This window comes from Weissella minor (genome assembly GCF_001437425.1).
Classification (GTDB): Bacteria; Bacillota; Bacilli; order Lactobacillales; family Lactobacillaceae; genus Weissella; species Weissella minor.
Genome location: NZ_JQCD01000024.1, coordinates 263,921 through 285,376, shown reverse-complemented (window position 1 = coordinate 285,376; position 21,456 = coordinate 263,921). Strand labels below are relative to the sequence as shown.

Genomic DNA, 21,456 nt, shown 5'->3' with positions numbered 1-21,456 from the left:
TCCTCGGTACGTTTAAAATTCGTTATAAATGAAGCCACCTTGGCCGTGGCTAGAATACCCATATAGGTATAATAAAATTAACAGAACAGCAAAATAAAATAATGTCTGTCCGATAAACATCCAAAACTGTCGATGTTTTTTCAATTTTTATCCCTCTCATATTCAAAAGCAATCATTTTTATCTTTAATGTTTCAAAATTATAACAATTATAACACCGTTTATTGCTATAGTGTTACTTTATTTTGGTTAGTAAAACCATGAAAGCGTTACCTTTCCGTATAAATTAAGCATTCGTGCCTTAATTTTTTTTTGAATTTCGCGTTCAATCCGCTTAAAAACAAAAAAAGCAGACACAAAAGTGTCTGCTTTTTCAATATTTTGTTTAACCAGCACCGTGTTGGAATGATGGGTATAGCTTCATACCACCATCCACGAAGAGTGAACTTCCAGTAATGTAATGTGCTTGCTCTGAAGCCAAGAAAGCTGCAGCATCAGACACATAGCTAGGTTCCCCAATTTCACCCATTGGTACCATGCTTTGCGTTTGCATGCGTTGAATTGGATCAGCAAACTTTTCAGCATTAATTGGTGTGTCAATGGCACCTGGACAGATGTTATTCACACGAATACCCTTTTCAGCATATTCCAACGCAACTGTTTCAGTAAATAGCTTTGAAGCACCCTTACTTGCAGCATAGTGGGCAAATGTTGGCCATGGAATTTGTTGGTGAACAGATGACATGTTGATAATGCTTCCCTTATTGAAGTTCTTTTCAAAGGCACGCAAAGCAGCACGTGTTCCCAAGAAAGTTCCGTTCAAGTTAACATTAATCACTTTTTGCCATTCGTCGTAAGGCATTTCAGCAGTTGGGAATGGTTTTTCAATTCCGGCATTATTAACCCAAACATCAAGTCCACCAAACTTATCTGTGGCTTCCTTAGATAAAGCATCAATTTCTTCCTCACTAGTTACGTCAGCTTGGAAAACAATCAATGTATTTTCATACTTATCTTGCAAAGCTTTAAGATCATCAGTGACTTTTAATTCACCGACGTAATCAGCAACAACATTCATACCTTCTTCTAGATAACGACCAACAATTGCTAAACCAAGACCTGTCGTACCACCAGTAACGACAGCTGTCTTTCCTTTAAGATCTGGATACATAAAACCCTCCTAATAAATAACGTAATTTATACTTCTAATTTAAACAACTCGTAAATATCTGCATTGTCAGGATCAAGTAATTTTCCAACACCAATGAGGTTATTCACAAATTCATTTGAATTTCCTGAAAATGCCGTTTTAATCAAACGGTCAAATTTTTCAGTAATATTCTTAACAACGGTCTTATAATCACCGTTGTCATCTTGATATACCAACACAATCGAATAATCTGGAATCTTCTCTATTGCCTCAAATACTTCTCGGGCACGAACTCGGGGTGCTGACTTTTCAGTAATCGCATCACCATAATACTTAGTTAATAACGTTGTCGCATTTTCCTTACCTACCAATAGTAATGGCTTCATAAACGAAAGAACCTCCACATTAATTGTATTAATTAGTTATATTACTAGAACTAATTGCATATATTATATCATAGATTATTAATTTAACTACCCAATAATGTCACTAAAATATCATTTATTCCATAATCATTTCAATTCAATATCAAAACATACCTGAAATATTGCAAAAAAATATCAGCCATGCAATTTTGCATAACTGATATTCGAAAATTAATTAATTTTCAGTGTGTTTAAAGCTAAAACGCTTCTTCATTTGTGATTCAAAGAATAACCATGTTAAGCCAAATAGTACAAGTGTAATACTAATTAACACAATCGCTGGTTGCACAATGCTATTACCCGTTGAAATTGTGGCACGTAAGCCTTCAATCGAGTAAGTCATTGGCATGAATGGATGAATTGCACGATAGAATGGCGTCGTTAACTCCATTGGATACGTTCCACCTGATGCCGCCAATTGTAGCACCATCAAGATTAACGCAATGAAGGTTCCAAACTTACCTAAGACGGCTGTCAGCAAGAATAAGATTGCCATATCCGTAATCGATGCCAGAATCAAGATAAACAACATCTTGCCTGGTTCTGTTGGGTGAATTCCAATCAAGAAGATTGAAGACAACCAAACAACAAATGCCGCACCAATTGAAAGTAACAATGGCATCATCATCTTACTGATCCACCATGAGAATCCATTCTTTGGTGGGACAATGGCTGGTGTAAAGATATCTAACACAGCCATCAATGTAATCATTCCAACGTAAAGATAGACTGATAACATGTATGGGGCCATACCATATCCATTTGTCTTGGTGTTCGTACTATCAGAAGCATGCAATTTGATTGGTGTTCCGAACATATCAAAGGTCTTCTTATTGTCCTTAATTTGGTTCGTTTCATTAGCACCATCGCCGAGCTTCTTTGACAATTCATCAGCACCCTTTGTTGCATCAACAAGGCCAACATTCAACTTTAGGGCCCCGGCACTAAGCTGGTTACCACCATTTGCTAACATTTCAGCTGCATTATAGATTTCGGCACCCTTACTGTTAAGTTCAGTTAGGCCACCAGCAAGTTGATTAGCACCTGATTGTAGTTGACCGCTCTTACCATTCAAATCTGACAAACCACCAGTCAATTGGTTAGCACCTGACTGTAGTTGGCCACTCTTACCATTTAATTCTGACAAACCACCAGTCAATTGGTTAGCACCTGACTGTAATTGGCCACCCTTACCATTTAATTCTGATAGGCCACCAGCAAGTTGCTGACCACCTTGGTTCAATTGACCAACAGCACCTGTATATGAACCAAGACCACTAGCAACTTGTTGCCCACCTTGGTTTAGCTTTGAGACACCATTTGTATATTGTCCAAGACCACTAACAAGTGATTGGCTACCTTCATTCAACTTAGATGTACCACCAACCAAATTGTTGGCACCAGCATTTAGATCGCTGCTCTTTGTATCCAAGTCAGATAATCCACTTGCTAATTGTTGGCTTCCAGAAGTCAAAGAATCGTTCTTTTGTTGTAATGCAGTCAAACCACCATTCACTTTACCGGCACCATCAGCTAATCCTGCAACATTTCCAAAGGCAGAAGTCATGCCTGCATATAATTGGTCATATCCTGATGCCAATTGTGACAAGTTTGAATTTTGTGAAGATGCACCTGACAATTGTGATTGCACACTATTCAAGTTGTCTTGCAAACCTTTCACATTTGTCGATAACGTTTGTTTTTGACTGTCTGTCAAATTATCAGCTGATTCCAATCCAGCTAAACTTTCAATTTGAGAAGCCATTGACTTCAAGTTAGCACTGACGTCTGCATTTGCACCACCAGCTTGTGATAACTTATCAACTTGTTCTTTGTATGCAGCCGCTGCGCTCTTAAGACTTTTGGCATCATCACCATTAACCGCGCTATTCAAATCATTTAATGACTTTTGAAGATCAGCACTTCCTGCTTGGGCCTGGCTAACACCCTTGGTATAATCTTGAACGCCTTGATTCAAGCTGTTGCTACCATCAACCAATTTTGAAACACCGTTAGTATACTGACCTAAACCACTAGCAAGTGACTGGCTACCTTCATTTAATGAAGAAACCCCATTAGCGACTTGTTTAGCACCACCTTGTAGATCACTACCTTTACCATTAATTTCTGATAAACCACCGGCTAATTGATTAGCACCCGCCTGTAATTGACCACTCTTACCATCTAGTTCATTCAAGCCACCGGCTACCTTTTGACCACCTTGATTCAATTGACCAACAGCACCCGTGTATTGTCCTAAGCCACCGGCTAATTGTTGACCACCTTGATTCAATTGACCAACCGCACCAGTATATTGCCCTAAGCCACCAGCTAATTGTTGACCACCTTGATTCAATTGACCAACCGCACCAGTATATTGTCCAAGACCACCGGCTAGTTCTTGACCACCTTGGTTCAATTGACCAACAGCACCGGTATATTGTCCAAGGCCATTACCTAATTCACCAGCACCAGAGCCTAATTGATTAGCACCATTTGCTAAATCTTTAGAACCCTTTGAAGCCGAATCAAGTCCGTCACCTAATTTTGCAGAACCTTTTGAGGCTTCCTTCATACCTTTTCCGGCATCTTTGAAAGCACCCAACAATGTTTGTGCATAAGTCTTTGTGACTTGGCTTTGCACCTCATCCTTCACCTGAGTAATGGCACCTTCACCAACTTTAGCTCCGATAAAGTTATTTCCAGCACTTGTTTTATACTGAATGTTCATTTTCTTTGGATTATCATCCATCAAAGTCATTGAATCTTTTGTGAAATTCTTTGGGATAACAATTTCCAAATAATACTTACCATCATTTAACTTTTGATTTGCTTCATGTTCACTATCAACTTCTTCGAATTTCAAACTATCATTCTTTAAAAGATTTTTCGTCATATCTTTACCAATATTGACTTTATCATCTTTTACTTTAACGGTTTTATCTTCATTAACAACCGCAACTGGTAGTTTATCTAAGTTCCCATATGGATCCCACATTGAACGCAAAAAAGTCACAGAATAAATTGCGGGAATCAGCATAATGATCACCATCGCAATTTTGATGAGCTTATTTTTATTGATTTTTGCTAATTCTGCTTTAATCATAATAGCGCCTCCACTGATTTTTCATTTACTAATCGACTTAACTTATAAGTATCCAAAATTTGTAGATACTCATTTTCAGCGTCCTCCATAAAATGCGCTACTTCGTACTCTTTAGCCCTGATATCATTCGCTCCTTCTAAAAAGTTATCCGCCATATGCTTTGGATGATAACTTTTATCACTACCTTCAGTGGCATGATAGATATCAAGTAATGATAGTTGATCCATATCTTTCAATAGATAATAACCACCATTTTTACCTGTATCTGATGCAATCACATTACCTCGGACCAAGTTCGCTAATATTTTCTTCGTATAAGCATTCGAACTATGCATAATCGTGCTAATTTCATTACTACTAATTTTGCCTGGGTAACGATCATTGGCTAGTAACAGCACAATGCAGATAGCACCTTCAAAACTTTCTTTGAATTTCATTTGCTCGAGCTTCCTTTGTTTATTATTTCTAAGTTCAAAATAAAATTATACATACGTGGACTTAAAATGTCCACGTTAAAAACGCTTTCATTTTAAATTTTTTTTAAGCAGTATGTTTCGGCGCATTTGAAACGTTCAACCCCCGATATAAAACAAAAAAAGCTTCTATCTCATCAAGGATGGATAGAAGCTTTCTATATTATTATGAATAAATTTTATATTCTTGACCAGTTTGCTTGCCTACGACACTCTTAACAAACGCATCTGACACTTTTGACAAAGGAACGGGGGTAAAGCCCATAAAAATCTCTTTTTGTTGTTCAAAACTCTCTTCAACAATATTTGGACTAATTGAGTTAATCCGTAACCCACGCTCTAAATCAATGGCAGCTGACTTAACAAAAGCAGTGATACCGCCATTTGCCATGGCCGCTGAAGCACCACCCGCAATCGGATCATCTTTCTTTACGCCTGTCGTTAACGTAAAGCTACCATTATCTTTCAAATAATGTTGACCAATTAATACTAAATTAACTTGTCCAAGTAACTTACTTTGAACAGACAAATCGTTATCTTCTGGTTTCATATCAGCAAGGGGCATTGCCGTTGTTTGACCTGCCGTCGAAATCACATGATCCAAATTTGGAACTGCTTCATACATCTCACGAATACTTTCAGGTGATGAAATATCGACATCAACATCAGCATTATGACGGCCACCAACTACAACCTCATGTCCTAAGGCACGTAGCTTTTCAACGACACTGTGCCCTAGCATACCATTTCCACCAATGACTAAAATACGCATCAGTTTACCTCTTTTCTAAAGTATAGCTCTAGTATACTCCTTACTTTTTGTAATTACTATTTAAAATCTACTTAACTTAAGCCAATGTAATTTCAATTCGTTGTTGCGCCTTAATGGCTAACTTACTAACTTTTTGAATTGAGTTAATATTAATAATTTCAATATTATCCGGCCAGACATTAATTTGAATGCTAAAGTTCGGTACTTCCGAAGGATCACCCGTATGAATACCAATCTCATAGGCGTTATCATCTGATAATTTCGTAATATCTGATTGGGTGACAGTTTTGTTTAAAATTACCAATGTCCATCCATCTGGTAATGTAATTTCATTATTATTCATTGTTACATCCTCCCATTTTACTGACGCTATCTTCATTGTAACCTGTCTATCTGCTTTAAAGGCAACAAAATAGTGACAAATTCAAAGAATATTTCTTTTTATGAACAAACATTCACTTTCCATTTTAAATGAACGGTTATTCTTTTAAAAAGAACAAATTGCATTCACCAGCCATTACGCGTATCTTTTAACATATATTTACACCTACTATTAGAGGAGGCTTATTATGAAAGCTGCTGTGATTGACCACGCTGGTGGTCCTGACGTATTATCTATCCAAGAACGGGCACTCCCAAAGGCAACATCTGGTTGGAGTGTCATTCATATCAAAGCCTTTGGCTTAAATCATGCTGAATCAATTACACGACAAGGCGGTTCGCCAAGCGTTCAATTCCCTCGGGTCATCGGCATTGAGGCTGTCGGCGAAATCTACGAATCTTCCACTCCAGAACTGGTTGTCGGCGAAAAAGTCATGACCTTAATGGGTGAATTAGGTCGTCAATTCGATGGTAGCTATGAAGAATATGCCCTCGTCCCTAATGCGCAAATCTATCAATTACCTGTTGAAGCGGACTGGGCACAACTAGCGACCATTCCTGAAAGTGGGTACACGGCTATGGGTTCCATCAAGACGGCAAAGGTGCAATCTGGTCAAACTGTCTTGGTACGCGGTGCGACAAGCAATGTCGGTGTCGCTGCTGTTCAGCTCTTAAAGGCAATGGATACAACTGTTTACGCGTCGACGCGTTCTGAAAAGAGTTTCGACTACCTAACGGCGCAAGGTGCTGATGAACCCATTCTGGATCAAAATGGTGAGCTTCAAACGGCGGCTACCTTTGATGCAATTATCGATTTTGTCGGAGATCAAACTTTAAATGACTCCCTTTCGCACTTAAAGCAAGGTGATGGCTACATGGTCGTCACTGGTGAATTGGCCGATACCTGGGAAACTGATACTTTTTCTGCGTTCAATATTCCTTGGGGTTCTTATTTAACCAATTTTCAATCGACCGATATTAATCAAAGTTGGCTAGATGAGATGTTCAGTCTCATCAATCAAGCTCATTTACGTTTTCCTGTTGGACAAACTTTTGAATTAGCTGATATTGTGGCAGCACACCATTTACTGGACGCTGGCCATGTACAAGGAAAATTAATTGTGACTACCCCATAATGCCGCTAAAAAAGCAGCCATGATGTCTGACATCATAGCTGCTTTTTTTAATTTGTTGCTATTTGTTGTTTACGTTGTAAGTACATTTTATTTAACTCTGCCACAATTAGCACAGGCAGGCTTGCAATCAGAACAATTCCCCATTGCGGCAAATCTAAGCCAGCAGTTGAGAAAATACCATTCATAAACGGTACATACGTAAAGATTAATTGGAAAATGATCATCAAACCAATTGAGACATACGCCATTGGATTTGAGAACAAGACCGTTTTATCAAACGCTAACTTCGATGTTCTGATGTTAAATAGGTAGAATATCTTACCAAAGATAATAATATTTACCGCCATCGTACTTGCGACTTCGAATGGCACATTCATCCCGCGCATTAACTCGAAGACCAGCAATCCCATTCCGGCAATAATCACACTCACATAGGTCATCTGCCAGACATCTTGTTTGTGCATCAAACGATCATTCTTTGGACGTGGTGCTCGATCCATGAGTCCTGGTTCCGCCGGTTCAAAAATGAACGCTAATTGAATCGTAATTGCCGACACCATGTTAATCCAAAGCAATTGCGTTGGTGTTAAAGGCATCGGTTGACTCATCAAGATACTAATCGCAACAATCAAACCTTCCGCAAAACTAGTTGGTAACAAGAACAAGATTGTCTTTTTAATATTGTCGTATAAACGACGCCCTTGTTCAATTGCGACTTTAATCGTTGAGAAATCATCATTTGCCAAAATCATATCAGCCGAATCCTTCGCAACGTCAGTCCCTTTGACTCCCATCGCAACACCAATATCAGCTTGTTTCAATGCTGGCGCATCATTGACACCATCCCCAATCATCGCTGTCACATTACCATTTTGTTGGTAAGCTTTCACAATTTTCAACTTATTTTGCGGTGTTGTTCGCGCAAAGATATCATATTGTTCAACTTGTTGTGCCAATTCTTCAAGGGACATCGCATCCACTTCTTTACCAGTTAAGGCCTTAATATCATCTGCTAAGCCTAATTGACGTCCAATTGCACTTGCTGTTTCAACACTGTCACCTGTAATCATTTTAACTTTGATTCCAGCATGACGCATTTCAGCAATCGCTTCAATGACTTCTGGACGTGGTGGATCAGTAATTGCCGCTAATCCTAGGAATTTGATTCCACGTTCTTGGACCAGTTCATGCGATATTTCAGTCTCATCTGCTGACATTGGAACAGTTCCAACGACAATCACTCGCTTTCCTTGCTTAGCCAATGTCAAAACTTGGTCTAACCAATAAGCACGATCAAAATCCGGGTCTTGAATCGCAGCCAATGCTAACAGTACATCTGGTGCCCCCTTAATGGCTGTCACCCGCGTACCATCTGCCAATTGAATTAATTTTGCTAGATAACGATAATCCGAGTCAAAAGGAATTCGATCAAGTTCTGTTAATTCAGGATCATTTATTCCAAAAGCTTTGTAATATGCGGTGATAAAGGCTGCGTCGGTTGGCTCACCATTTACCGTCCAACCAAGTTCAGTTTCTGTCAATACCGTGTCATTAGCTTGTTGCCCCATCAGCAAAAATTCTGCTAACTTCGTGTCTTGTCCAACATCAACTTTTTTTCCTGAGGCACTAATCGTACCATCAGGTGCGTAACCCGTTCCTGAAACTGCGTATTGTTGTCCATCAACCAAAATATCTTGAATCGTCATTTCATTTTTAGTCAATGTTCCGGTTTTGTCGGACGCAATGATGTCGATTGCACCTAAAGTTTCAGCAGCAGGTAGCGTTTTAACAATCGCATTTTGCTTGGTTAGCTTCTGAACCCCGGTCGCTAAAATAATTGACGTTGCGGCGGGTAACCCTTCAGGCATTGACCCAACCACCATGGTCACGATGGCCATTGCTAACACCGGTAATGAATAAATATTTAAGAACCAACCTAGTGCAAAAAGAATCACGGCACTAACGATAATAAACCATGAAATTCCCGTTCCTAATTGGTCCAATTCACGTGTCAAAGGCGACTTTTGTTCCTTAACATCTTGAACGCTGGTTGAAATCTTTCCAATTTCAGTCGATGTTCCCGTAGCAACAACCACACCAAGTCCACTTCCGTTTGTCACACCGGTTGAAGCAAATGCCATGTTCGTCTGCTCCGCCAATGGCGTTTGCGCAGATAGTGGCATAAATTGCTTTTCAACCGAGTCAGCTTCTCCGGTCAATGCTGATTCTTGAATACGTAAATTGTCCGCATCAATCAAACGTAAATCAGCAGGGACATTGTCACCTGCTTCCAAATAAACTAAATCACCGACAACCAATTCTCGTGCTGCAATCTTTTGACGTTCACCCTCACGATAAACATTGGCTTCCGCCGACAGCAAGTTCTTGATTTCCTCTAACGCATTACTGGCATTAACTTCTTGTGCATATCCGATAAAGGCATTAATCAAAATCACAATCGTAATAACAATTGAATCCGAATAATGTTGCATCAAAAAGGTTAAGACCGCCGCAAAGATTAGAATATAGACAATGATATTGTTGAATTGGTTCAGGAATAGTCGCCATTTTGGCGTCACTTTAGCCTCCAATTCATTAAAACCATTTGCCTCAAGCCGTGCTTTGGCAACGTCATGATTTAGTCCCGCTGGTGTCGAGGTCTTAAATGTCTCGAGCACCTTGGTAACTGATAATTCATAAATCGAGTTAGATCTGGATATAGGGTCTTTTTCTTCTGGCACTTTTAGTGTCTCCTTAAAAATATATTTTCGATAGACTAATTATTTCAAAGCTGCCTTTAACGAGGCTTAAGTAAAACGTTTCAAGTTCGATTTAAGTAGGCTTGCTTAAGCACAGTCACTCCGCCCCATACTGCCATCGCTAAACACCAGCTGGCTAAAACGTCCGTTGGAAAGTGTGCATGCAAATAGACTCTTGATGCCCCAATTATGAATACCCACACACTTCCGAAGCCGATTAAAAGAAGCTGCATCGTTTTCGCTTTTAAATACTGTTGTGCGAAGATACAGACAAGCATGACCAGTAAAATCGTTGTTATCGCATGGCCACTTGGGAAACTATAGCCATCAAAGTGTACTGATGCGACAACCGGTCGTGGTCTTTGCACAAGCGCCTTCATGACATATGCCAATCCAGCTCCGACAAAATATAAGCTAAATAAATAAATGGCCAGCATTTTATCTTTCAAGGCCACATAGATACTGATGCCTAGTGCTAACAAGGTATTCAGTTCTGGGCTACCAAAATCGGTCATCACTTTAAAGCCATTGTCAAAAGGCAATCGTTGCACCCCATTAATGATTGCCTGATCAATTTGATTAATAATTGGGCTATGCCTGACGACGCCCGCCATTATCGTTATAAAACCAATCGTACATAAAAGCGTTAGCCCGATTAATCGATTCTGTTGTTTACGCATTTTTGTCCCCCATTTGATAAATAACGCGCATCATACCGAGCATAGGTTAAATTGAGCTAAAGTAACCTGTTTAATTCACAAAATAGCTGTATAATAAGCCCAAGATTAAAAATATTATTCATATATAGAAAGTTGAAATAAATTATGTCAGTTTCCCCCTTTTATTGGATTGGCTTTTTCGTATTTGTCATTGTGATGCTGTTCTTAGACTTAAAGGTCTTTAACCGTGAAAATGTCGAACCAACAATTAAGCGTTCCTTGTCTGCAAGTACCTTATGGATTACTTTAGCCTTACTATTTGCATTTATTATTTATCACCTTGGTGGCCATACCGCAACGATTGATTATTTAACCACCTATACCCTTGAACTATCCCTGAGTTTGGATAATTTATTTGTATTCATCTTGGTCTTTGCATTTTTCAACATTGATCAAAAGTATCAACACCGCGTTCTTTTTTGGGGTGTTTTCACGGCCATCATCTTACGGGTCATTTTTATTCTGTCTGGTGCAGCCATTTTGTCACGCTTCCAATGGTTAATGTACGTTTTAGGGGCATTCCTACTCTACGCCGGAATTAAAATGTTCTTCAGTCAAGATGAAGACGATGATTTATCAGACAACAAAGTTATTCGCTTTTTAAATAAAGTTTTGCCGATTAAAGAAATCGAAACTGGGTCCCATTTTTTCATTAAAGACAATGGTAAAACGTATGTGACGCAATTTATGCTCGCATTGATTTTTATTGAAATTTCAGACATTATGTTTGCTTTTGATTCAATTCCAGCCTCACTAGCCGTCACACAGGATACCTTTGTGGTCATTACATCAAATATTTTCGCGCTAATGGGACTACGATCATTCTATGCGGCCTTGTCGTTAATCTTGCCTTTGTTCAAATATATTAAATATGGTTTAGCCGCAATTCTTTCTTTCATCGGATTCAAGATGATTGCCAATGAAATTAGTGCTTCGATTGGGGCCAACTTTGAAATCAGTAATACGACGTCCCTATTAGTCATTATTTTATGTCTGGTTGTGGCGATTGGCGCTTCAATCATTTCAAATCATCATGAACATCCACAACATTAAAAATAAATACGAATATAATTAAAACTTACTGGGATGATGCCAATCATCCCTTTTTTCATGTATAATCATTTAAAGTTTCTACAAAGGTCACCCTTTAATAAAAATTTCATACCGGTTGTATGTCCGGTCAACACAACAGGAGTAATTCATGACTACCCAAACAACAGAACTACGTTACAAGCCCTTGAGCATCATTGCCATTATCCTTGCTAGCTTAGCAATCGCTTTAAGTTTTTTCCCATATGCCAATTTATTTGCGACAATCGTCGCTTTAATCAGTTTTGTGCTCATTATGATTTTTGGTTTTGTTAATCATAATCGGCTAACCAATATGGCTAAATCTGGCCTAATTTTAGCCATTGTTGGCTTTGTCTTCTCAATTGGTTCACAAGTCTTCTACCAAACTACCCCACTCCATCTACTTACAGAAGATGCTTCAGTGCTACGTCAAAAAATGTATGATGAATCTGATTTTAAGACTTCTTATAATTCATATGACGCCGTCTATAAGGATGCAACAGCTGATTTGGATGACGCCTACGCTGATTATGAAAAAGATCTTAAAGCTTTCGTAGCTTCTGGTTCAGTGACAGAAGCCGAGGGTGCTAAAATCGATGATAAGTATGCGACAAAAATTGAGGACATTACCACTAAAGCATCAGACGAAATGGAAAATGTCATGTATAAGCGCACTGTCTTAGATGATGACATCACAATTGCTGAACTAGACGAAGCTTTTGAATCAGATGATCCAGTCGGAATTGCTAATCCCGATGAAGCTGATGAAGCTGCCAAGTGGCATGATAAATTAATTGATTATGCTGAAAAGAAAGATGCTGCGCTCAATGACAGCATTGATCAACATGTATCTAGTGAAGATGATGATACAGTCAACGTTTAGGCTTTAAATAAAAAAGGAAGTGCTACAAAATTGTAGTGCTTCCTTTTTTTCATAACTTTCCAATAAAAGATGTTTTATCCCCCATCCATCAACAAAAAAAAGCGTATAATCAGGTTAATTCAATGAATGGAGTACTCAGCTTTATGAAAAATAATCAATTTGGACAAATTCACATTAGCCGTGAACAAGAACTACTTGAATTACAACAGATTGCCTTCCTTGATGGCACAGCACCCGAATTAAATGCGCCAAAAGCACAGTTAGTTGATTTATTAGCGCGTGCCTTTGCCCCGCTCACCACAACCCAAAGTGGTCTTGATCATCGCTTTAAACAATTATTAGCAACCCCTAATCAGACCCTCTATGATTTTTTTCATGATGAAACCCCTTTGACCCCAGACATTTTTGCTCGCTTAAGTCTACAACTCTTACAGTTTGAAGAGCCAGCCGACTTTGCGCTTGACGCACCATTAGATGCCTATCCCACATTAAATTTACCAAGTTTTGATGTATCTGAATTCAAAACCGGTAACGATGTTGCCCACGCATGGTACCAATTGTTAACCACTCATACTAAAAATGGGCAGAACTATCTAGATTACCTCACCCAAACGGGGTATTTTGTCCCATTTTATGAAAAAACGCAGGCACCGATTTTCTTCAATGGTAAAGCACAAGCAGTCTTTGACCCGCATACTTTAATTCGTGAAGTTGTTTATGTCGAAGCCCCATTAGATACGGATCATGATGGTCATCGCGATCTTCTTAAAGCGGAAATCTTACGTCCCGCTGCCACCAATGCTGGTTACCAAGCCCCTGTCCTGTATACGGCCAGCCCATACAATCAAGGCATCAACGATGCTTGGGGCGATGCGCTAACCCATCAAGTTGATTTTCCTTTGGCAAAGAAAGCAGCAAATCAGCTAACGGCAGCCGATGTTGCGGCCGTCGATGAAACGGAGACCTTACCGGATTCACGCATCCCAGCCGGTCAAGCTGAGACGGCTTCCGAATATTTCGCCGAAGAACAAAACTATACGCTTAATGATTACTTCCTCAGTCGTGGTTTTGCGGTGGTCTACGCTTCTGGAATTGGAACACGTGATTCAGATGGTAGCCGGGACACTGGTGGTCCGGATGAAACAACATCCACCGTTGCGATTATTGAATGGTTAAACGGACAACGCCCTGCCTTTACCAATAAAACTGATAATATTGAAATCAAAGCGTGGTGGTCAAATCGTCATATTGCCATGACTGGTCGCTCATATCTAGGGACTTTGGCGACAGCCGCTGCGACAACCGGTGTCGATGGGCTTAAAACGATTATTTCAGAAGCCGCGATTTCAAGCTGGTATGACTATTATCGCGATGGTGGCCTGGTCGCCGCTCCGGATACTTTCCAAGGCGAAGACATGGACGTCTTAGCTGGCGAAGTCTTTAGTCGACGTCAGGATGCTGGTGACTATCTAAACAGTAAAGCCATGTTTGACGCAACCCTCGCGCAACTTGCAAAACGTCAAGATCGTGAAAGTGGCGATTACTCAGCTTATTGGGACGGCCGTAACTATCTTAACAACGTGAAAAATATTAAGGCCGATATTGTGATGGTGCATGGCCTTAATGACTGGAATGTTAAGCCCCGCCATGTGTTTAATCTTTGGCAGGCGCTCAAAGCTGTACCCGTGGCCAAAAAGTTAATTTTGCACCAGGGTCAGCATATTTATATCAATAATTTCCGTTCATTAGACTTCACGGATATGATGAATCTATGGTTAAGCTATAAATTATTTGATGTCGATAATGGCGCTGATACCCAATTACCTGATGTCGTCATTCAAGACAATGTGACTCCGGAAACTTGGCATACTGCTAACGACTGGCAAGCTGACACGGATACGCAAGAAATTTTGCAATTAACCGCAGACAACCAATTGTCGTCAGCAAGCAGTGTTACCAAAGCCCAGCAATCATTCAATGACCAATTAGCTGATGCCCAATTCAAAGATTATACGCAGCATTTGTCAGCCTGGCACCATGATTTATTGGATACTGACCGTTCAGATAATCCATTGGCAGGTAAACGTCTGACCTTTAAGACCGCTCCCCTTGAATCCGATTGGGTACTTGACGGCGCACCGCAAGTATCAGTTAAGGTCGCGGTTAACAATTCAGTGGGCTTATTGAGCTTCCAACTGGTGGACTTTGGTTCAGCAAAACGCTTTAATCCTACACCTACCTTACTCGCCAAGCATGCTTTGAGTGGTGCATTTGACTGGCGTAAGGATGATTTGACTGAATTCACCTTAGCTAGTGAAGTCACACCATTCAAAATGATTAGTAAAGGCCATATTAACTTACAAAATCAACAGAATAACTATCAAGTGAATGACTTAGTTCCTGGTGAATTTAATCAATTTGATGTCACTTTACAACCAACTTACTATCGCATTCCAGCTGGCCATCAATTAGGGCTAGTCATCTATGCGACCGACTTTGAGACTACAATCCGCGGTAATCAAGATATTACCTATACGCTTCAATTAGATCAAAGCCAGTTGACATTAACACGTATCTAAAATAAAAAAGCAACGCCGTGCTTGCGTTGCTTTTTTTATTTGTCATTTTTACAACAAAAACCCGTCTTCGGACTTAACCGAAAACGGGTTTTAGTTAAATAATCATCGCACAGTCGTTTGCGTCATTATTTATGTCTTTTTTCATGGTACTAAGCTTACTTTTCAGCCTTATCAGCAGTAACACCAAGCTTTGACCAACCTTCACTTTCACCATAATCCATCGTCCAATTAGCAACACGCTTGTTAACTGGTGTGTAATCAGTACGGAATGACGTTGGGATGACGTAAGCTTCGTCATTCATGTATTCTTGGTAATCCTTGAATGCCTCAGCACGTTCCTTGTCATTCTTGATATCAGGTGAATCAATCTTGTTCAACTTCTTTGTTAATTCAGGACTTGTAAAGTGACCACTGTTGTATTGAGCACCCTTACCAAACAAATCAACCTGTGATGGGTCTGATGACAAGCTCCAAGCTGCATCGGTAATATCCCAATCACCTGATTCAGGAGCGCTTGTAATTTGGACATACGTATTAAAGTCAGTCAAACGACCCTTATACAACTTAACATCTGCTCCAATTTTCTTCCATTGTTGCATGTAGTTCTTGGCAATGGCTTCTGAATTACCATCACTTTGACGTGCCATATAAGTCAATTCTAGACGCTTACCGTCCTTCTCACGGAACTCATGGTCCTTATCCCACTTCCAGCCAGCGTCATCAAGCAACTTGTTGGCCTTATCGATATCTTCAGGATAACCCTTCACATCCTTAGCCGTATAGTCACTAAATACTGGTGGAATCAACGTGTTGGCACGTGTTTGCAAACCATTATTGAACTTATCATTAACTGCATCAACATTACGCGCATATCCAATGGCCTGACGAACGCGCTTATCTTGTAATGGTGTATCACGGTCTTGCACGTTTTCAGACTTCTTTGTGTCATAATGACCCAAATTGAAGTTCAATAATGAAATATACAATTGTTGTTGTCCTGTAATCTCAACGTTATCAAGCTTTTTAACTTGTGGATAAATACTTGCTGCAGGTTGGTTAACAATATCATACTTTCCAGACTTCAATGAAGCAACCGTCTTTGAAGGGTCAACTGTTGTATACGTAATTGAGTCTAGATTTGGCTTCTTACCCCAATAATGTTCATTACGTGTATAGTAAATTGACTCTCCAGAAACGACCTTTTCAGGCTTGAAGGCACCATATACAAGTGGCTTCGTCGTCGTCTTTGGATCAGACGCTAGCTTCTTAGGCTCAACATCCTTCAAATAGTGATATGGTGAGGCAGATTCAAGGAAATATCCATTTCCAGAATGCTTAAAGCCGGGCTTGTTTTCCTTAAACTTAAGGACAATCTTCTTACCATCTTCACCATCAGGGAAAGTAATTCCAGAAATATCTTTGGCCTTACCCTTATGATATTCTTCCATACCTTCAATATTAGCTAAAGAGTCTGACCAACGAGATGACCCGTATTCTGGATTTGCAATAATCTCATAGCCAAATTCGTAATCTTTAGCTGTAACAGGTTTCCCATCAGACCACTTTAGATTATCACGCAAGGTAATCGTTGCAGTTTTATCATCTCGATCAAATTCAATGTCAGCAGGGCCACCCTTTTTAATATTGAATTCACTATCAATATTAAATAGGGCACCACCAGAAGGGCCAGCCATTGTTGACATTGTATTGTCGTCTGATAGACCTGACTCGAATTGCGCCTTAAATGGTACGTCAGTTTCGTAAGCAACATTCAAGTTGCCACCCTTTTTAACTGATTTATCATTTTTATAGGCAATATTCAAATCTCCAACTTTTCCATCAGAACCAGTTGAATTATTTTGTGAGGCGTGATAAGCATATGCACCACCGCCCAGTACAACAGCGGCTACCGTTAATCCGGCAATCCATTTTCCTTTACTCATATGTTCTACTCCTTAAAAATTAAAGTTATCTAATAAAGTTATTATACAAATCTAATTCTAATAATGCAAGCATTATTTCTAATTTTTTTCTCATTAAACAGATTGACGTTGGTCCGCCACACGACGCAAGGCTTGCCCCACGAAGATAATTGACAAAACAACAATCAAAATCACAATCGCTGCTGGCACCCAAGTCCATGGCATCGCCGTCATCGTTTCAGGGTTTGTTGCTTCATTAATCATTGTTCCTAATGAAGGCGTTCCAGCTGGCAAGCCAAATCCTAAGAAACTAAGTCCTGTCTCTAAGCCAATATTTCCTGCAAAACTCAATGTCGCTTCCGCAATCAATAATGACGTAATATTAGGTAAAATTTCCCGGAACATGATTTTAATGTCAGACGTTCCAGAAGTTTTTGATGCTTTCACATAATCGCGTTGTGATTCAGTTAAAACACGTGAACGAACCAGACGCATTGTCCCAATCCAATAAAAAGCACTCATCAAGATAATCAATGTTCCTGCATTATATTTTGGCACAATCGTCACTAACACGATGATGATCATTAAAACTGGCAAAATCATAATAAAATCAGTCATACGCATAATGATCATATCAACTTTTCCACCATAGTAAGCGGTAATCGTCCCTAAAATAGTTCCAAAGACAAAAGTAATAAATGTCACGGCCAAGGCAATAACTAATGAATTACGTGCACTGACCAAAAGCATGGCAATGATGTCATGACCACCATTATCCGTTCCTAGAATATGGCCATCAGTCATGGGAGCTAGGTATTGATCAATAATATTCACATCCACATAACTTGCGCGCGGAATGAATAATGCGCCAATAAACACGACCAATAAAATACCAATTAACGTATACAGTGAATAGCGGGCTAGGCTGTCCTTTTTAAATTCACGAATCATTGTGCGTTTGAGAAGACCACCATTGCCAACATTTTCTTTAATTTTTAACTTTTTTCGCATGGTTTTCTCTCCTACTCAATTCGAATTCTTGGGTCAACAATCGCCATGATAATATCTGATAGCATTGCACCAAACAAAGCCAACAAACCATTAAATAAAATCAAGGCTGTAATGACTGAATAGTCACGACTTGTAATTGCAGTGATAAACAATTGACCCAATCCCGGGTAACCAAAAATTGTTTCAGCAAAGATAGCACCACCAAGTAAACCAGTAATCACGAAACCAAAGTTAGCGGCAATTGGCAACAAAGCATTTCGTAAAATATGACGGCTAAAGACACGATTTTCCGTTACCCCTTTAGCACGTGCTGTTTTCACATAATCTTGCCCTTGTTCATCTAAAATTCCGGAACGTAGGTATGTAAAAATTGCCGTTGTTCCAAGCAAAGCCATTGTAACGGCTGGCAAAATCATATGATAAATCTTACTCATTAACACTGGGAAGAAACCTGTCGCACTTGGACTAACTGTTCCACCGGTTGGGAACCAGCCAAGTGTAAATCCAAAGATGAAAATAAATAGTAAGTAAACAACATAGGCTGGAATTCCAAAAGTCACAGAATTATAAATCAATAGCACCCGGTCCCACCATGAACCTTCACGACGAGCGGCTGAAATGGCCATTGGAATTGCCAAAAGATACGTCAGAATCATCGCTAACAATGAAAGCCAGAAAGTATTCACCATACGGCTACCAATCAAAGTGGTTACGGGTTGCTTCATCGTGTATGACATTCCAAAATCACCATGGAAGGCATTTTGAATCCAATTGATATACTGTTGCCACCAAGGATCATTTAATCCAGCAGCTTCTCGTAAAGCTTCAATTTGCTTAGGATCCGTATTTGGACCAATCAAACCACCAAATGGGTCACCTGGCATCATTTTTGCTAACATAAAGACCATCACACTTAAAATAAAAAGTTGTGGAATCATGATTAACAATCTTCTAATAATAACTTTCCACATACTTCTTACTCCTTTTCACTTTGCTTTGGCAAGGCGGCATAATGCGTCTCTGATAACTGAACTAATGGCAATGGCATCCCTTCGCCATCGTAAAATTCATTAAAACGGTCATCAAATTCTTGCTCAATTTGCTTACGACGTGCGCGATTTTCAGCACGTTCCGATACATTCACAGATGGAATCGCTGCTAACAAACGCTTCGTATAAATATGTTGTGGATTTTCAAAGATGTCTTCACGGGTTCCTTTTTCAACTAAACGCCCGTGATGCATCACCGCAATATTGTCGGTCATGTGACGCACAACCCCAAGGTCGTGGGAAATAAACAAATATGAAATGCCTAATTCCTTTTGAATTTTTTTCATAAAGTTCAATACTTGCGCCTGCACTGATAAGTCCAATGCAGAAACAGGTTCATCAGCCACAATCAAACGTGGGTTCGTTGCTAATGCACGTGCAATTCCAATACGTTGACGTTGTCCCCCTGAAAACTGGAAAGGATATTGGAAAACTGTTCGTTGCGGCAAGCCCACGATATCCAATAATTCACGCACACGCTTATCTTCATCAACCGGATCCATAGGATCAAAATTACGAATCGGTTCCGCAATAATTTCATAAATTGTCTTACGTGGATTCAATGATGACAATGAATCTTGGAAAATCATTTGTACATCTTTATTGTATTTAACACGACGTCGTTCAGCCGCTGAATTTAAATCTTCATTTTGATAGATTAAATCGCCTTCAGTCATGTCTTCCAAACCAACAATCACTTTACCAAGAGTTGATTTTCCAGAACCTGACTCACCGACTAATCCAAGGGTCTCACCTTGCTTTAGGTTTAGGTCAACACCATCAACCGCCTTAACATTATCGGTTACACGATTCCAAAATCCTGAACGAATTGGATAGTGAACCTTTAAACCTTCAAGTCTTAAAATTTCATCTGCCATATGTCATTATCCTTTTTCATCTTGAAATTCGAATGTCTTCCATGCATTACCACGTACAAAATGTTGTGGCTTCGCTTCTACTAAGTCATCTGAGATATCCTCATCTGCTTGATCTTGCATCCATGGCACACGTTGCAAAAACAAATCTTTATGATGATCCATTTCTGAAAGCGCTGGAACTGTTCCTGGAATGACATAAAGTTCATCATCCGCTTGTTCTGCTTTCGGATTAGAACGCAATAGCGAACGTGTATAGGGATGTAGTGGATTCTCAAATAATTCTTGTACCGGTGCCTTTTCAACAATTTGTCCCGCATACATCACGGCAACTGAGTCAGCGACTTCCGCAACCACCCCTAAATCATGGGTGATTAGTAAAATTCCGGTATCCTTACGATCACGAATTTCAAGCAAAACATCTAGAATTTGGGCTTGGATGGTCGTATCCAAAGCAGTTGTTGGTTCATCAGCAATAATTAAATCTGGGTCGTTCGCAATGGCCAATGCAATAATGACACGTTGACGCATTCCCCCTGAAAGTTCATGCGGATATTGATTAGCAGTTCGTTGTGGATTTACAATGCCGACATCATTCAACAGCTCAATCACACGATCATAATATTGATCCTTTTGATAAACATCGTGAATATCTAAAGCTTCTTGAATTTGTTGACCAATCTTCATTAATGGGTTTAAAGCTGCAAGTGGGTCTTGAAAGACCATCCCGATTTTTTCTCCACGAATCTTATTTTGTTCTTCATCGGGCAAATCAATCAGCTCTTTGCCATCAAGCGTAATACTACCGGTTACTTTTGTTTGATTGGGATTATGTAAGCCAATCACTGAAGTCGCAAAGGTACTTTTTCCAGAACCTGATTCACCCACTAAGGCTAAAACCTCACCATGGGCAATATCGAGATCCACATCGTAAATCCCCGTTTGCCACTCCCCATCAATTAAAAAAGAAACGGTCACTTTATTCGCATTTAGTAAATCATCACCAACCATATATGTATCTCCTAACCACGTTATTAAATTATTAGTATTTTCTAATAATGAGAGCATAATTGCAAGTCTTTTTTTAGTAAAAAATCGGTTAAAAACAATACAAGCACTATTGCATAGCCTTTTTGAGGTTTGATTT

At 39.6% G+C, this 21,456-nt stretch carries 18 protein-coding genes; 4 read left to right on the top strand and 14 right to left on the bottom strand.

The genetic code is table 11. The annotated features are described in order from the left end of the window. Positions 1–12: 12 nt before the first annotated feature. The 7 genes from IV67_RS09130 to IV67_RS04820 form a co-directional block, all read right to left on the bottom strand. On the bottom strand, positions 13–144 hold the full coding sequence (locus IV67_RS09130) for a teichoic acid D-Ala incorporation-associated protein DltX (RefSeq protein ID WP_083486674.1): 132 nt from the start codon (positions 142–144) through the stop codon (positions 13–15). Positions 145–383: 239 nt separating this feature from the next. Further along, complete coding sequence (locus IV67_RS04845) at positions 384–1,169, bottom strand: glucose 1-dehydrogenase (RefSeq protein WP_057787679.1); 786 nt, start codon at positions 1,167–1,169, stop codon at positions 384–386. Between the two features lie 26 nt (positions 1,170–1,195). Further along, on the bottom strand, positions 1,196–1,534 hold the full coding sequence (locus IV67_RS04840) for a hypothetical protein (protein WP_057787677.1): 339 nt from the start codon (positions 1,532–1,534) through the stop codon (positions 1,196–1,198). A 214-nt stretch (positions 1,535–1,748) separates the two neighbouring features. Beyond that, positions 1,749–4,679: a YhgE/Pip domain-containing protein gene (locus tag IV67_RS04835; protein ID WP_057787675.1), complete on the bottom strand. Its 2,931-nt coding sequence runs from the start codon at positions 4,677–4,679 to the stop codon at positions 1,749–1,751. After that, positions 4,676–5,116 carry an RrF2 family transcriptional regulator gene (locus IV67_RS04830; RefSeq protein WP_057787673.1) on the bottom strand — a complete coding sequence of 147 codons (441 nt, stop codon included), beginning with the start codon at positions 5,114–5,116 and terminating at the stop codon, positions 4,676–4,678. The genes IV67_RS04835 and IV67_RS04830 overlap by 4 nt, the downstream gene beginning before the upstream one ends. 202 nt (positions 5,117–5,318) lie before the next feature. Further along, a complete protein-coding gene (locus IV67_RS04825) occupies positions 5,319–5,924 on the bottom strand; it encodes a short chain dehydrogenase (protein ID WP_057787671.1) in 606 nt (201 codons plus the stop codon). 76 nt (positions 5,925–6,000) lie between these two features. Beyond that, positions 6,001–6,267 carry a hypothetical protein gene (locus tag IV67_RS04820; RefSeq protein WP_057787669.1) on the bottom strand — a complete coding sequence of 89 codons (267 nt, stop codon included), beginning with the start codon at positions 6,265–6,267 and terminating at the stop codon, positions 6,001–6,003. 226 nt (positions 6,268–6,493) lie between these two features. On the opposite strand from IV67_RS04820, the gene IV67_RS04815 reads away from it, so the two are divergent. Further along, a complete protein-coding gene (locus IV67_RS04815; RefSeq protein WP_057787667.1) occupies positions 6,494–7,441 on the top strand; it encodes a zinc-binding dehydrogenase in 948 nt (315 codons plus the stop codon). Positions 7,442–7,488: 47 nt separating this feature from the next. On the opposite strand, the gene IV67_RS04810 is transcribed toward IV67_RS04815, so the two are convergent. Together IV67_RS04810 and IV67_RS04805 are read right to left on the bottom strand one after the other, a co-directional pair. After that, complete coding sequence (locus IV67_RS04810) at positions 7,489–10,182, bottom strand: HAD-IC family P-type ATPase (RefSeq protein ID WP_057787665.1); 2,694 nt, start codon at positions 10,180–10,182, stop codon at positions 7,489–7,491. Positions 10,183–10,262: 80 nt separating this feature from the next. Beyond that, the gene (locus tag IV67_RS04805; RefSeq protein ID WP_057787663.1) at positions 10,263–10,880 is read right to left on the bottom strand and encodes a phosphatase PAP2 family protein; all 618 of its coding nucleotides are present in this window, start codon (positions 10,878–10,880) and stop codon (positions 10,263–10,265) included. A 144-nt stretch (positions 10,881–11,024) separates the two neighbouring features. Here IV67_RS04805 and IV67_RS04800 point away from each other — a divergent pair, with 144 nt between their 5' ends. The 3 genes from IV67_RS04800 to IV67_RS04790 all read left to right on the top strand — a co-directional run bounded on the left by IV67_RS04800 (position 11,025) and on the right by IV67_RS04790 (position 15,452). Next, positions 11,025–11,972, top strand: coding sequence for a TerC/Alx family metal homeostasis membrane protein (locus IV67_RS04800; RefSeq protein ID WP_057787661.1), 948 nt, complete (start codon positions 11,025–11,027; stop codon positions 11,970–11,972). Between the two features lie 148 nt (positions 11,973–12,120). Further along, positions 12,121–12,873 (top strand): hypothetical protein, encoded by a 753-nt coding sequence (locus tag IV67_RS04795; protein WP_057787659.1) that lies wholly within the window; start codon positions 12,121–12,123, stop codon positions 12,871–12,873. A gap of 143 nt (positions 12,874–13,016) precedes the next feature. Further along, positions 13,017–15,452 carry a Xaa-Pro dipeptidyl-peptidase gene (locus IV67_RS04790; protein WP_057787657.1) on the top strand — a complete coding sequence of 812 codons (2,436 nt, stop codon included), beginning with the start codon at positions 13,017–13,019 and terminating at the stop codon, positions 15,450–15,452. Positions 15,453–15,607: 155 nt separating this feature from the next. On the opposite strand, the gene IV67_RS04785 is transcribed toward IV67_RS04790, so the two are convergent. From IV67_RS04785 to IV67_RS04765, 5 genes are all read right to left on the bottom strand, one after another. After that, a complete protein-coding gene (locus IV67_RS04785; RefSeq protein WP_057787655.1) occupies positions 15,608–17,395 on the bottom strand; it encodes an oligopeptide ABC transporter substrate-binding protein in 1,788 nt (595 codons plus the stop codon). A 93-nt stretch (positions 17,396–17,488) separates the two neighbouring features. Further along, positions 17,489–18,325, bottom strand: a complete 837-nt coding sequence (locus IV67_RS04780; RefSeq protein WP_420031180.1) for an ABC transporter permease — start codon at positions 18,323–18,325, stop codon at positions 17,489–17,491. A 71-nt stretch (positions 18,326–18,396) separates the two neighbouring features. Then, the gene (oppB, locus tag IV67_RS04775) at positions 18,397–19,356 is read right to left on the bottom strand and encodes a murein tripeptide/oligopeptide ABC transporter permease OppB (RefSeq protein ID WP_057787652.1); all 960 of its coding nucleotides are present in this window, start codon (positions 19,354–19,356) and stop codon (positions 18,397–18,399) included. 5 nt (positions 19,357–19,361) lie between these two features. After that, positions 19,362–20,312 carry an ATP-binding cassette domain-containing protein gene (locus IV67_RS04770; RefSeq protein WP_057787650.1) on the bottom strand — a complete coding sequence of 317 codons (951 nt, stop codon included), beginning with the start codon at positions 20,310–20,312 and terminating at the stop codon, positions 19,362–19,364. A 6-nt stretch (positions 20,313–20,318) separates the two neighbouring features. Next, a complete protein-coding gene (locus tag IV67_RS04765; RefSeq protein ID WP_057787648.1) occupies positions 20,319–21,320 on the bottom strand; it encodes an ABC transporter ATP-binding protein in 1,002 nt (333 codons plus the stop codon). Between the last annotated feature and the right edge of the window lie 136 nt (positions 21,321–21,456).

What these genes read in the sequence shown, in the direction of transcription:
- IV67_RS04845 (WP_057787679.1), bottom strand. Translation starts at nt 1,169, where the DNA reads ATGTATCCAGATCTTAAAGGAAAGACAGCTGTCGTTACTGGTGGTACG.
- IV67_RS04840 (WP_057787677.1), bottom strand. Translation starts at nt 1,534, where the DNA reads ATGAAGCCATTACTATTGGTAGGTAAGGAAAATGCGACAACGTTATTA.
- IV67_RS04835 (WP_057787675.1), bottom strand. Translation starts at nt 4,679, where the DNA reads ATGATTAAAGCAGAATTAGCAAAAATCAATAAAAATAAGCTCATCAAA.
- IV67_RS04830 (WP_057787673.1), bottom strand. Translation starts at nt 5,116, where the DNA reads ATGAAATTCAAAGAAAGTTTTGAAGGTGCTATCTGCATTGTGCTGTTA.
- IV67_RS04825 (WP_057787671.1), bottom strand. Translation starts at nt 5,924, where the DNA reads ATGCGTATTTTAGTCATTGGTGGAAATGGTATGCTAGGGCACAGTGTC.
- IV67_RS04820 (WP_057787669.1), bottom strand. Translation starts at nt 6,267, where the DNA reads ATGAATAATAATGAAATTACATTACCAGATGGATGGACATTGGTAATT.
- IV67_RS04815 (WP_057787667.1), top strand. Translation starts at nt 6,494, where the DNA reads ATGAAAGCTGCTGTGATTGACCACGCTGGTGGTCCTGACGTATTATCT.
- IV67_RS04805 (WP_057787663.1), bottom strand. Translation starts at nt 10,880, where the DNA reads ATGCGTAAACAACAGAATCGATTAATCGGGCTAACGCTTTTATGTACG.
- IV67_RS04800 (WP_057787661.1), top strand. Translation starts at nt 11,025, where the DNA reads ATGTCAGTTTCCCCCTTTTATTGGATTGGCTTTTTCGTATTTGTCATT.
- IV67_RS04795 (WP_057787659.1), top strand. Translation starts at nt 12,121, where the DNA reads ATGACTACCCAAACAACAGAACTACGTTACAAGCCCTTGAGCATCATT.
- IV67_RS04790 (WP_057787657.1), top strand. Translation starts at nt 13,017, where the DNA reads ATGAAAAATAATCAATTTGGACAAATTCACATTAGCCGTGAACAAGAA.
- IV67_RS04785 (WP_057787655.1), bottom strand. Translation starts at nt 17,395, where the DNA reads ATGAGTAAAGGAAAATGGATTGCCGGATTAACGGTAGCCGCTGTTGTA.
- IV67_RS04780 (WP_420031180.1), bottom strand. Translation starts at nt 18,325, where the DNA reads ATGATTCGTGAATTTAAAAAGGACAGCCTAGCCCGCTATTCACTGTAT.
- oppB (WP_057787652.1), bottom strand. Translation starts at nt 19,356, where the DNA reads ATGTGGAAAGTTATTATTAGAAGATTGTTAATCATGATTCCACAACTT.
- IV67_RS04770 (WP_057787650.1), bottom strand. Translation starts at nt 20,312, where the DNA reads ATGGCAGATGAAATTTTAAGACTTGAAGGTTTAAAGGTTCACTATCCA.
- IV67_RS04765 (WP_057787648.1), bottom strand. Translation starts at nt 21,320, where the DNA reads ATGGTTGGTGATGATTTACTAAATGCGAATAAAGTGACCGTTTCTTTT.